At 49.2% G+C, this 11,283-nt stretch carries 11 protein-coding genes; 6 read left to right on the plus strand and 5 right to left on the minus strand.

Annotated features, from left to right (window positions below):
* The 4 genes from phoU to BOO20_RS06460 all read right to left on the minus strand — a co-directional run.
* Positions 1-638: phosphate signaling complex protein PhoU (gene phoU / locus BOO20_RS06445; protein WP_076791482.1), on the minus strand; the 638-nt coding region annotated here is incomplete at its 3' end.
* A gap of 18 nt (positions 639-656) precedes the next feature.
* Positions 657-1,517, minus strand: a complete 861-nt coding sequence (gene pstB / locus BOO20_RS06450) for a phosphate ABC transporter ATP-binding protein PstB (RefSeq protein ID WP_076791406.1) — start codon at positions 1,515-1,517, stop codon at positions 657-659.
* A gap of 7 nt (positions 1,518-1,524) precedes the next feature.
* The gene (gene pstA, locus BOO20_RS06455; RefSeq protein ID WP_076791405.1) at positions 1,525-2,871 is read right to left on the minus strand and encodes a phosphate ABC transporter permease PstA; all 1,347 of its coding nucleotides are present in this window, start codon (positions 2,869-2,871) and stop codon (positions 1,525-1,527) included.
* Positions 2,872-2,919: 48 nt separating this feature from the next.
* Positions 2,920-4,083, minus strand: coding sequence for a PstC family ABC transporter permease (locus tag BOO20_RS06460; RefSeq protein WP_076791460.1), 1,164 nt, complete (start codon positions 4,081-4,083; stop codon positions 2,920-2,922).
* Positions 4,084-4,445: 362 nt separating this feature from the next.
* Here BOO20_RS06460 and BOO20_RS06465 point away from each other — a divergent pair, with 362 nt between their 5' ends.
* On the plus strand, positions 4,446-5,516 hold the full coding sequence (locus BOO20_RS06465; RefSeq protein WP_076791484.1) for a metallophosphoesterase: 1,071 nt from the start codon (positions 4,446-4,448) through the stop codon (positions 5,514-5,516).
* Positions 5,517-5,602: 86 nt separating this feature from the next.
* Here the strand turns inward: BOO20_RS06465 and BOO20_RS06470 are convergent, their stop codons facing one another.
* Positions 5,603-7,123 carry an SLC13 family permease gene (locus BOO20_RS06470; RefSeq protein ID WP_233120913.1) on the minus strand — a complete coding sequence of 507 codons (1,521 nt, stop codon included), beginning with the start codon at positions 7,121-7,123 and terminating at the stop codon, positions 5,603-5,605.
* A 183-nt stretch (positions 7,124-7,306) separates the two neighbouring features.
* On the opposite strand from BOO20_RS06470, the gene BOO20_RS06475 reads away from it, so the two are divergent.
* The 5 genes from BOO20_RS06475 to BOO20_RS06495 all read left to right on the plus strand — a co-directional run bounded on the left by BOO20_RS06475 (position 7,307) and on the right by BOO20_RS06495 (position 11,261).
* The gene (locus BOO20_RS06475; protein ID WP_233120914.1) at positions 7,307-8,059 is read left to right on the plus strand and encodes a 1-acyl-sn-glycerol-3-phosphate acyltransferase; all 753 of its coding nucleotides are present in this window, start codon (positions 7,307-7,309) and stop codon (positions 8,057-8,059) included.
* Complete coding sequence (locus BOO20_RS06480) at positions 8,047-8,709, plus strand: GNAT family N-acetyltransferase (RefSeq protein ID WP_076791488.1); 663 nt, start codon at positions 8,047-8,049, stop codon at positions 8,707-8,709. Before BOO20_RS06475 ends, BOO20_RS06480 begins: the two co-directional genes overlap by 13 nt.
* 73 nt (positions 8,710-8,782) lie before the next feature.
* Positions 8,783-9,043, plus strand: a complete 261-nt coding sequence (locus BOO20_RS06485; RefSeq protein WP_076791490.1) for a hypothetical protein — start codon at positions 8,783-8,785, stop codon at positions 9,041-9,043.
* Positions 9,044-9,178: 135 nt separating this feature from the next.
* On the plus strand, positions 9,179-10,300 hold the full coding sequence (locus tag BOO20_RS06490; RefSeq protein ID WP_076791492.1) for a putative porin: 1,122 nt from the start codon (positions 9,179-9,181) through the stop codon (positions 10,298-10,300).
* A gap of 142 nt (positions 10,301-10,442) precedes the next feature.
* The gene (locus tag BOO20_RS06495) at positions 10,443-11,261 is read left to right on the plus strand and encodes a PstS family phosphate ABC transporter substrate-binding protein (RefSeq protein WP_076791493.1); all 819 of its coding nucleotides are present in this window, start codon (positions 10,443-10,445) and stop codon (positions 11,259-11,261) included.
* Positions 11,262-11,283: the final 22 nt, after the last annotated feature.

The following is an 11,283-nucleotide window of genomic DNA, read 5'->3' on the forward strand; positions in this document are numbered from 1 at the left end:
CGGACAATTTCGCCTGTCACCAGATAGATCACCTCACGGGCAATCATGGTGGCATGATCAGCCATACGCTCGATGTAGCGGGAGATGCTCAATGCGGCCATAAGCTCATCGACAGGCGAATCAGGACTTTTCATCAACAGGGTAACCCTTTTGAAGACCGTGCGGTGCATCACATCAATCTCTTCATCCAGGGCACACACCTGATCAGCAAGCCGTCTCTCCTTTGAGATGAAAGCCTGAATGGATTTTTTCACCATCTCGCCCGCATGTACTCCCATCTTTTCAAAATCAAACGATTCAAGCATTTTGGGACTGATTTGCGGCATACGGTCGATAATGTGAACGGCCAGGTCACCGATACGCTCAAGATCATCATTGATTTTTATAATGGTGACTATGGTACGCAAATCTCTGGCCACCGGCTGCTGCAGGGCAAGAAATGCCAGACAGCGCTCTTCAAGCCGTACCTCGGCTGCATCAATCTCGTCATCGACCAGCCTGATACGGCGGGCACTCTGTTCGTCCTGGTGCTTGACTGCATGCAGAGCATTGAAAAAGTTCTCAAGCACCTTGTCGGAAAGTTGTACGAGAACAAGCGAGAGCTCTTTTATAAGTTCATGAACCGGGCGGTCTGACATAGGAGTGAATAGGTTTCGTTAGCTGAATCTTCCGGTGATATAATCTTCGGTCATCGAATCCCTGGGATTGGTGAAGAGCTGTGCGGTTGAAGCGTGCTCGACCAGCGACCCCTCATAGAAAAACATGGTGTAATCCGAGACCCGTGAAGCCTGCTGCATGTTGTGGGTCACAATCATGATGGTATAGCTGCCCCGCAGCTCCTGGATCAGATCCTCTATTTTAGCCGTAGCTTTCGGGTCAAGCGCCGAGGTGGGCTCATCAAGCAGCAGCACTTCAGGCTCAACGGCAAGCGTACGGGCAACACAGAGTCGCTGTTGCTGGCCTCCGCTGAGACCGAGGGCATTCTTGTCGAGCCGGTCGCACACCTCGCTCCAGAGCGCCGCCTTTTTCAGACTCCGTTCGACAATATCTCCGAGAGTTTTTTTGTCATTTATACCATGCAGACGCGGGCCGTAGGCGATGTTGTCAAAAATGGATTTCGGGAAGGGATTGGGTTTCTGGAATACCATGCCCACCTTCTTGCGCAACAGCACCTCATCGGTATACTTCCCATAGACATCGTTATTGTCAAAGAGCAGGGCTCCGGTGGTATGACAATTTGGAATCAGGTCGTTCATCCGGTTTATGGAGCGTAAAAAGGTGCTCTTGCCGCAACCGCTCGGGCCGATTATGGCCGTCACATATTTTGAGAGAATATCGGCACTCACTCTCTTTACCGCCTCAAACTCACCGTAGTAGATCGAAAACTCTTTGGCTACAATGTGCGGGGTACCTCCACCGGTTATCTTCTTCCGGGCCGGGGGCAGATAGATCTCCCTGGTGGATTTCTTTACCGGTACATCCGGAGCTGTTACCGTAACATCATCTGTCATGGGCATTATTACTTTAGCCTTTTAATTTTTTGGAGATACGTGCTCTCAATACAATCGCCGAGAGATTCAGGAGCAGAACAATACTCACCAGCGCAAGCACCATACCGTACTGGACATGGCGGATCTGGGCGGCGGCTTCATGCTCACTGGCAAGGTTGTAGATGTTCCATGAAAGCGCCGGGGTCGGAGAGGAGAAGACATCGGCCAGACCAATCGCGGAACCGACACTGACGGCGGCGGTAAAGATAATCGGGGCGGTCTCTCCTGCTGCACGGCCGAGACTGATCACCCCGCCGGTCAGAATTCCGGGGAGCGCTGCCGGAAGAATCACGGTGGCAATGGTGTTCCATTTGGTTGACCCGAGACTGAGCGATGCTTCACGATAGGTTTTCGGTACGGCAAGTATCGCCTCTTCAGCCGCTCGGATAATGGTCGGCAGAATCATGATCGCAAGCGTGAGCGAACCGGCAATAACGCTTTTCGATTCGGACACCTTCAGGGTGTTGATAAAAAAAGCAAGACCGAACATGCCGAACACAATACTCGGCACTCCGGCAAGCGTGCTGTTTGCGCTGCGCAGCATGCTGTTGAAAAAACCGGATTTGGCGTATTCGGTAAAGTAAACCGCCGCAACAACACCAAGCGGAAAGGCAAAGAGCATGGCTCCGACGGCAAGGAAAAAGGTACCCTGAATTTCCGGCCAGATACCTCCGAAAATATGGGAGTCAACCGAGCTGTCGGTAATGAATCCCCAGTAAACCGTAAACTCCGGAAGCAGCATGTTTGACATGTTCTCCCTGACGTAGGGAAAGAGTTTGACAAGGGAGGTTCCTGCAAAGCTCTCACTGCGGTTTGCAAAGTACTCTTTCGACATGGCATTGGGATCGGAGTTATCCCATTTCGTTTCATAGAGCAGGTCGTGCAGCTTCTCCCCGGCTTTCTCCCACCGTGTCTGACCGTACTTGAAGCGGGTCAGCATCGGTTCAGGGTCACCCGGAAGAGGGCCGAGCAGTGCCTGCACGGCCGTTTTGACCTGCCCGTATTTCGGGCGGTACTCATCCTGGCGCTCAGGCGTCATTGCTGCCATTTCACTCTCGAACCCGGCAAGAATCTCGTAAACCTTTGCCCGGTATCGATCTGAAGAGGCGATCTCTCTCTCCAGCTCCCGGCTGTCACCCCGGTTGAACTCACTCAGCAGCATTTTGCGGTGCTCAACCGTACCGGTAAAAAACACGGCTCCGAGCCCGTTGGTTACAATCGGCACCAGCACGACCATCAGGGCGAGCGCCATAATGACAATTGAGCCGATACCGACAGCGGTGAACGAACGATCCAGAAGTTTCCTGGTTCCGAGATTCATAACAACAGGGTTAAATGAGCAATATGCGGCAGCTACACTCTCCGGAACCTACTGGCCGGAGAGGATTTTGCGCTGGCGCACCACAATTCTTTCACTGACGAGATTACAGATAAAGCTGATAACAAGCAGAAGCAGTCCCATGGCAAACAGGACGTGATAGCGGGCTGAACCGGTTACCTGGTCGGCCTCGCCCATATCACCGGCAATGGTCGCGGTCAGGGTTCTGATTGCTTCAAGGTAGTTGAACCAGGGCTCGGGAATGTGGGCCGAGTTGCCGGATGCCATCCAGACCACCATGGTTTCACCAAGTGAACGCATGATACCGAGAATGACGGCCGCAAGAATACCGCTGCTGGCCGCCGGAAGAATTGTTTTCACAATTGTCTCGGCCCGTGTGGCTCCGAGCGCATAACTGCCCTCACGAATATCACGCCCGACCGCCTGAAGGGCGTCTTCGGAAACACTGACAATGGTCGGCAGTGCCATAAAACTCAGAATAATGGAGACGTTCAAGGCATTGGTACCGGTCAGAATCTCGATGGCATGCAGAAGGGTGCCTACGCGATAGAGCAGCCCGGCCGAAAGCAGGCCGAAGAGGAGTACCGATAACAGGTTGAACAGTTTACGCCGCGCAGGGTCTTCAATACGGGTAGTCAGCAGGTCGGACAGGACAATAACAAAGAGCACCGCGAAGGGAGCGGCAAGAACCCACCAGGCCCACATCAACAGAGCGCCTCCTTTGTCCTGAAGCAGCGGAGCAAGAACAACGAGAGCAAAAAAACCGAACGCTACCGAGGGAATGGCGGCAAGCATCTCGATGACCGGCTTGGCATACTGGCGAATGGAAAACGGAAGAATATCACTCAAACATATTGCGGCAGCTATACCCATCGGAACGGCAATCATTGCCGAGCCGAGCGTCACCATCAGACTGCCATAGATAATTGATAGGGCACCGAATTTCCCCGGATCATCAGCCGGATACCACTCCGTAGTGGTAAAGAATTCGCTGAAGCCCCTCAGCTCAAAAAACGGGATGGCATCGCGGGCAACAAAATAAAAAATAAACAGGACGACAACGGCCACAAACGAGGCCAGTACCAGCAGAAGAAGCTCTCCTGCCCTGTTTACTGCCTTCTGTATGGTTCGCTTGCGGCTGCTTACCACAAAGGTGTTTGTGCGGTTCCGCTCACCGACCCTCTCTTCAGCCATAACCGTCTGATATTTTTGATAGTTGCCGTGATCGTGCGTTTTTTCCATTCAAATATGTTCCTAATGTATAGGCATTCTTCATTGGAACCAATGGGGGGAGTGTTACATGTTTGTGAACTTTTTTGCTGCTGAGGCTTAAGCATGACTACCTGTTTCGACCTGTCATGTCCGATTCAGGAGCAGATGATGAGGAAGCGCAAGATGAAGAAAAACCAGTCAAGGTGTTTCCGGGGCCAGGAGGGTGATCGGCAAAAAGTTCACAGGAAGTTCACATTCCGGCGAGAGTTATGTTGCAGTTAATCGTATAAATTATATGAAGTTTATGAACTAATCCCGGTTTTACGGACATCCTGAAACTGTCAATGCCTCATTATAAAAAGCATTTCCATCTTGAACGCTTGCTTGACAGAGCAAGACCGGTGATTCTTGATGATGCTTCGAGGGTTCTTATTCTCAGCGATCTGCATATGGGCAATGGTGGCAGGCATGATGAGTTTCGTCACAACGCCGGGTTGGTCAAAACAATTCTCGGGCAATATTATTTGCCTCAACAATACAGTCTGGTGCTCAATGGAGATATAGAGGAGCTTTTCAAGTTTTCGCTTGAAAGCATCGAAAGAAAGTGGGCTGAGGTGTATGAGCTTTTTATTGAGTTCAAAGAGCATGGGTTTTTTTGGAAAACATACGGAAATCATGATGTGGCGCTTCTCGACAGGAAAGATTACAGGCTTTCATCATCGCTTGTTGAATCACTGAAATTTCATTACGGCGATGAAACTATTCTGCTTTTTCATGGTCATCAGGCGGCGTTGTTTCTCTGGCAGCAGTATTCAATGCTGAGTCGTGCGGTTATCTTTTTTTTGCGCTATATAGCCAAGCCGACCGGGATTAAAAATTATTCAGTTGCCTACAGCAGCCGCCGAAGATTTGTAATAGAAAAATCAATCTATGAGTTTTCAAATCAGGCAAAAATTGTCTCCATTATCGGTCACACCCACCGGCCCTTGTTTGAATCACTCTCAAAAGCTGATTATCTGAACTACAGGATTGAGGATCTCTGCCGTTCCTTCTCTTCTGTTGCCGGTGAAGAGCGCCCGGCTATCAAAAGGAAAATAGTTGAGTTGAAAACCGAGCTTGCCGAGTGTTACAAAAAGGGTAAAGCTATGGGTCTTCGGAGCGGACTTTACAATAACATCACCATTCCCACTGTTTTTAACTCCGGATGTACTATAGGTAAACGCTGTATCACAGCTCTCGAAATCGAAGGGGGTTTGATCAGACTGGTTTGCTGGTATAATGGCCGACAGAATCGGGATTTTGAAAGTGAAAGGAGTAACCGGCCGGTTCCGCTTGATGCAACAGGTTATTCCAGAGTGGTGTTGAATGAGGACTCTCTCGATTATGTGTTTTCACGCCTTCATCTGCTGACCTGAAATTCCAAAGGGTGGTTCTCCATTTTCGCATGAGGGATTGTTTTCGCTACAGTTTCCGGTTGTTGACGCCTGCTTTTTTTGATCCCCTACAGGATCAGAGCTGAGAGAAAGGAAAAAACAGCTGCCACCACTATTGCCGCCAGGATATTCATAATAAAGCCGGGTAAGAGAATAATTCTGAGTGAAACCTTTTTGATGCTGCCGTATGCAATGGTGTTAGCCATGGAGGCAAACGGTGTCATGCTTGCGCTCGAAGCGGCTATGGTGATTGTGAGCAGCATCATTATCGGAGGCAGTGCGGTTTGTGCTCCAAGATCTGTTGAGAGGGGCGCGAGCAAAAATATCAGAGCGGAATTACTTAACAGTTCGGATGCGAAAATGATGAGTAAGACCACTGAAATCAGCCGGATATAACGGTTGCCGAACATTTCAACTGCATAGAGAAGCGTTGATTTGATTGTTGTCAGGTGATAATCCTCAAGTGTCGTTGCAGTCTGGAGATTCCATACCGTGACGAACAGATAGAGTGCCACACCCGTCAGAGCAACGAGGGTTATGCCGACGTAAGGGAGATCTTTCAGGATGAGATTGATTGACAGTCTGGCTCGGGTGTTCGGAAGTTCAAGATTGGTAATCGGTTCCTGAAAGCAGCGGTTCCATACACTGTTAAAAAGTAACGTGAAAATCAGGTCAATGGTACGGTAGATATTTTTCAGAGAGAGACCAATACGTGATTCCAGCTCTCTGAAGAGACTGCTGAAAAAGATCAGGGGAGATCCAGTCAGGTGAAGTAAAAAAAAGATCAGGTTCATAAGCATTACTCCGGATTGCCCGTTCTTTTTTGGCAGGATGAATGCTACAAGAAGAAACAGTGCTCCGTAGATCACAAAGCAGAGATCGATGAGGTTTAATGATAAAAATACCGGCTCCGGTTTGAAAAAAAATTGCAGGCCGCTCAATGTAGTGACAAGTATGAGGTTGCTTGTGAGAAGCCGCAGAGGTTTGTGTGGTAAGACGCACGGTACTTTGCGGTCTGAAGAGAACAACGATGGGGTGCAGAATGATTTTGCTGTAAAAAGAATAATTGACCGTCCAAGGAAAAGCAGCATGAGCGTTGCCGGCAGGCCGACTCCAAGCCAGGAGACAAACGTGATCAGTGTCCGGTTTTCAATTTTATAGAGTTCGGCAAGAGCTATGGCTAAAAGATTTTGCGGACTGCCGGTCAGGGAGGCCATTCCTCCGGTATTGGTGCCGTAGGTGACAGCAAGGTAAAGCAGTGAGGCGGCTGATTTTCTTTCATTCTCATCCTGAACAATCGACACAATCCGGTTTATGACAGGAATCATCGAGATGACTACAATCGTATGGGAGATAAAGATAGAGAGTGTATAGGAGAGCAGAAGCACTGCCGTTAAAAGAGCGTTCAGGTTATTGCCGGAGCGCCCGAGAAGATAATCGATAACTCTTTGATGAGTTCCTGTCGATACAAGCATCTCCGAAAGAAGAAAGCCGGTCAGCAGGATGACCGTATTTTGCAGCAGTTCCATTGGCTTCCCCTTTTTCCCCGCATGATAGTACATGAAGAGTCCCTTGTACTGCGATTTCACAGAATCGTTGCATGATCGTAACTATTCCCCAACACTAATTTGTTTTCTTGTATTCAAGAAGCCGATAATCTGTTTTCAGGGTGATGGAATGCCAACGCAAAGACCATGAACGTAAACAGGGAACAGCTCCTCAAGCCGCTGCCATTATTACCGCGAGGGAGGGCATTGCTTTTGAGAGCACTTATGCTGCCCAATTTCCTGCTAACCAGCTCTTCGGGTATTGAGAATCTACCCCGTGCAGAAGGCGCATGTATCTATGCCTTTAACCATAATAATTCGCTTGAGGCCCTTATGGTGCCTGTTTTTCTTTTCTACCATCTTGGCGGTCGAACCATCAGTTTCGTCATTGACTGGATGTATGGTAAAATTCCTCTGCTGGGCACCCTGATGAACTTGATCGATCCGGTCTATGTTTACAGCAAACGCTCAACCATTTCCTGGATTGAAGCGAAACGTTCGTCGATCTCTGCCGGTGACACCGTGGAGCGCTGCACTCTGAAGCTCTTTGCCGGACAGAGCATCGGGATTTTTCCTGAAGGGAAGCGCAACAGGAATCCGGAAACTCTTGTCAAAGGCAAGCCCGGTATTGGTCATATCGCCTTGAAATCAGGAGCACCCGTAATACCTGTCGGAATTGACTTCAAGAGCAGGAGAACAAAAGGAAAAATTCCCATTCTCGGCAGAACCATCATCAGGATTGGAGCTCCTCTTTATTTTGCTCAACAGTCCGAAGCTTACCGGACTATTATCAAGGATGAATCCAGTGCTATTACCGGGCAAGTTGAATTGCACCGTTTTGCTGCTGATGTTACCCATGAGATTATGCTCGCTTTGTCTGAACTATCCGGCAAGCGATACAGCTCACCCTCTCCCTCAAAGCAGTTCTCTCAGCATGAAGCAACCCTTAATCCAAAGGAGAGCCTATGTCCAGTGTAATCGTAAGCAGGATTGAAAGTGTCCATGATCGAGCCTGTGCGCTCGACGTAGTCAAGCAGGTCTTTTGTGATGAAAAAAACTGGATCAGCACTGCTCAAAACCAGATTCCGGATGAACTTTCCGGGAACAGGGAGTTTTCATGGTTTCTGGCCAGAATTAATGGTCGGTCTGCAGGTGTTATTCGTTTGCTTTATGACCCCTCTTTTGATCTCCCGGAAGAGTACGATGTGAAATTTATGCCGGGTATAAACATCGACGTGCTGAAAAAGGCAGGGAGATATGTCGAGATTGGCAGATTTATGATTCTTGAGGAGTTTCGCAGAAATCCCAGGGTGGCACTTCGTCTGATGAAAGCTGCTGTTGCCGAGGTACTGGAACGTGATTACACCCATTTCATTACCGATGTTTTCGAGGGCGAAATACATTCACCCCTTAACTTTCATACCAGAGTGCTCGGCTTTGAGGTAGTCGGAAAGCATCTTTTTGGTGAATTGAACTGCAGTTCCACCCGTATTATTCTCACGCTTGATATTCTGAAGCTTTATAGCCGGGTCAAAGACAGCAAAAGTCGGATTTATCAGGAGTTGACAGATGGGTTGAAAGTGATTTTCGAGCGCGAGGCATCTCTGGCACGGACAACCATATCCTGAAGACAACCTATCACGCTGTAAGGTGCTCTATCAATAACTTGAGGCCTCTTCATAACAGAAGACAGGAGATATCATGCTTCGTCTGGACGAATTGAAATCGGCGATAAAAGGGGAGTTCTTTTTGCAGGAGGAGCTGAAAGAGCATGATGTCAAAAAAGTAGACGTTCTGGCTGACATCATAATCAGGCCAGCCGGGAAAAAAGATTTCGCAAAGCTTTTGCTCCTGCTTGAGCAGTCGGGTTATCCCCATCTTGTCATCAATTCCAAGGGTCGGGTTGTGTTTCCGGATAAACGGTTCCACGGTGCTGTCATTGTTACCGATTTACACCTTTAATAATGGCATGGTATTGTTTTCAATCTTGTCACAGTGGTGTAACAATTCCTTAACACTACTAATGGTATGTTTGGAGAGCAAAAATGATGCGAAAAAAGTTTTGTGTACTCACAACATCAACCAACCCGAACGAGCATGAAAAAAATAGCAATGATGGTCGGTCTTGCAGCGGCCCTCGGATTCAGTAACGCCGAGGCTGTTGACCTGACATGGAAAGGCGATCTGCGTTACCGTTATCAGTCCGATCTTCGCCACACCGATGGCGCTACCGGAGAACACAGTCGCGACCGCCACCGCAGCCGTGTCCGTCTTGGCGTCTATCCGTGGATCAATGAAGAGCTTTCCGGCGGCATTCAACTCTCGACCGGAAGTCTTACGGAAACAACATCCCGAAACGAGACCCTTGATGATCAGTTTCTTGCCGATCCGGTCTACCTGAACGAATACTTCATCGACTACCATCCGATGGCTTACGGCATTAATGGAGCAGCCAATATCATTCTCGGTAAACGGGCTGTTGCCAGTGATCTGGTCGTGGTCAACGATCTGGTATGGGACAGCGATCTTACCTTTGAAGGGTTAACGCTCCAGTATGGCAAGGAGAGTGACGGCAAGGAGAAGGATGGCCTGACGGCAGTTGTCGGCTACTTCCCGCTTAACGAGCGTTCATCCAGAACGGCGGTCAATGAAAAGGATGCCTTTATTCTGGCTGGCCAGGCTGCATATAAAGGTGAGATCAGCGAGGTGAGTTATCAAGTAGGAGCCGGTTACTACAACTATGCGAATTTCAATGTAGTCAACACAACCACCTACTCTCCGGCATACGACTATTCCGAAAAGGATTTCAATATAGCCGAGCTGTTCGGTACCGTCGGCGGCCAGATCACGGAAAAGCTGCCGTGGAAGATTACCGGTCAGTATGCCCGCAATATGGCAAAAAAAGCTGATGCCTCCGGGATCGATGATGCAAAGCGGGACAGTTACCTTGCCGAGATCAAGATCGGTGATGCCAAACAGGTCGGGCAGTGGTCAGTCAATGCCGACTATATCAGAATCGAGCGCGATGCCCTTACGATTCTGACCGATTCAGACCGGAATGCCGGAGCGGCAACCAATCTGCACGGCTATAAAATCGGCGGTGTCTTCCATCTCGTGCAGAACCTGACGGTTGGAGCCAACTACTTCAATTTCAAGACGATTGATGTAGCCAACATTACCAATCATCTGCTCATGGCCGATGTTGTCGTCAAGTTCTAAACCGTGTGTGTGTTGTGTTCTTTCTGTTGTGTGTTATGATTGTGTCCCCCTGCTCTCCAACAGGGGGGCTTTTATAGCCGGCAAACGAGAGCGCCAAAACAGATAACGTTTTCTACTCTTAATTTCAAATACCATCAAAACCATGAAACTCTTCAGAAAACTTCTTTTAACCGCAGCCGTATTTGGTTTGACAACGTCAGGCAGCGCATATGCCGCAGGCAAAATTGTTATTGATGGTTCGACCACGGTTGGACCGATCGCCAAGGCATTTGCCGGCTACTATACCAAAACCACCGGTATACAGGTTGTGGTGAGCGAATCCGGTTCAGGCAACGGGGCAAAAAGCCTGATCAACAAAACCTGTGACATCGCAACCATGTCAAGGGAGATGAAAGACAAGGAGATTGCCGCAGCAAAAGCCAAAGGTGTCAACCCGGTTGAACATGTTATTGCCCTTGACGGTCTGTCGATTGTCGTTCATCCGAGCAACCGCGTCAATGCGCTCTCAAAAGCACAGATCCGCGGAATCTACATGGGCAAATACACCAACTGGAACCAGGTTGGCGGACCTAATGCCGCAATCGTCATTATCCAGCGTGAATCAAACAGCGGTACGGCTGACTCGTTCAAGGAGCTGGTGATGGGCAAGGAGAACCCGATCTCCAAGAGAGCAGAAACCCAGTCGAGCAACGGTTCAATCAAGAGCCGTGTTGCTTCCACTCCGGCGGCAATCAGTTATATCGGAATGGGTTTTGTAGACAGTTCGGTAAAAGCAGTGCTGGTTGACGGTGTTGATGCCGATGTCCGCACGGTTAAAAACGGCACCTACCCGATTCACCGCCCGCTCTTCATGTACACCAACGGTCAGCCGACCGGCGCTGTCAAGCAGTTCATCGACCTGGCCAAAACCGAAGAGGGTAAACGCCTTATCAGCGAATCAGGGTTTGTTAACCTCCATTGAGCCGTTTCAAAACGTTCTGCTC

This window comes from Chlorobium sp. KB01 (genome assembly GCF_001975465.1).
GTDB lineage: Bacteria > Bacteroidota > Chlorobiia > Chlorobiales > Chlorobiaceae > Chlorobium.

Coding starts and splice junctions, on each gene's coding strand:
- pstB (WP_076791406.1), bottom strand. CDS start 1,517: ATGCCCATGACAGATGATGTTACGGTAACAGCTCCGGATGTACCGGTA.
- pstA (WP_076791405.1), bottom strand. CDS start 2,871: ATGAATCTCGGAACCAGGAAACTTCTGGATCGTTCGTTCACCGCTGTC.
- BOO20_RS06460 (WP_076791460.1), bottom strand. CDS start 4,083: ATGGCTGAAGAGAGGGTCGGTGAGCGGAACCGCACAAACACCTTTGTG.
- BOO20_RS06465 (WP_076791484.1), top strand. CDS start 4,446: ATGCCTCATTATAAAAAGCATTTCCATCTTGAACGCTTGCTTGACAGA.
- BOO20_RS06475 (WP_233120914.1), top strand. CDS start 7,307: ATGCTGCCCAATTTCCTGCTAACCAGCTCTTCGGGTATTGAGAATCTA.
- BOO20_RS06480 (WP_076791488.1), top strand. CDS start 8,047: ATGTCCAGTGTAATCGTAAGCAGGATTGAAAGTGTCCATGATCGAGCC.
- BOO20_RS06485 (WP_076791490.1), top strand. CDS start 8,783: ATGCTTCGTCTGGACGAATTGAAATCGGCGATAAAAGGGGAGTTCTTT.
- BOO20_RS06490 (WP_076791492.1), top strand. CDS start 9,179: ATGAAAAAAATAGCAATGATGGTCGGTCTTGCAGCGGCCCTCGGATTC.
- BOO20_RS06495 (WP_076791493.1), top strand. CDS start 10,443: ATGAAACTCTTCAGAAAACTTCTTTTAACCGCAGCCGTATTTGGTTTG.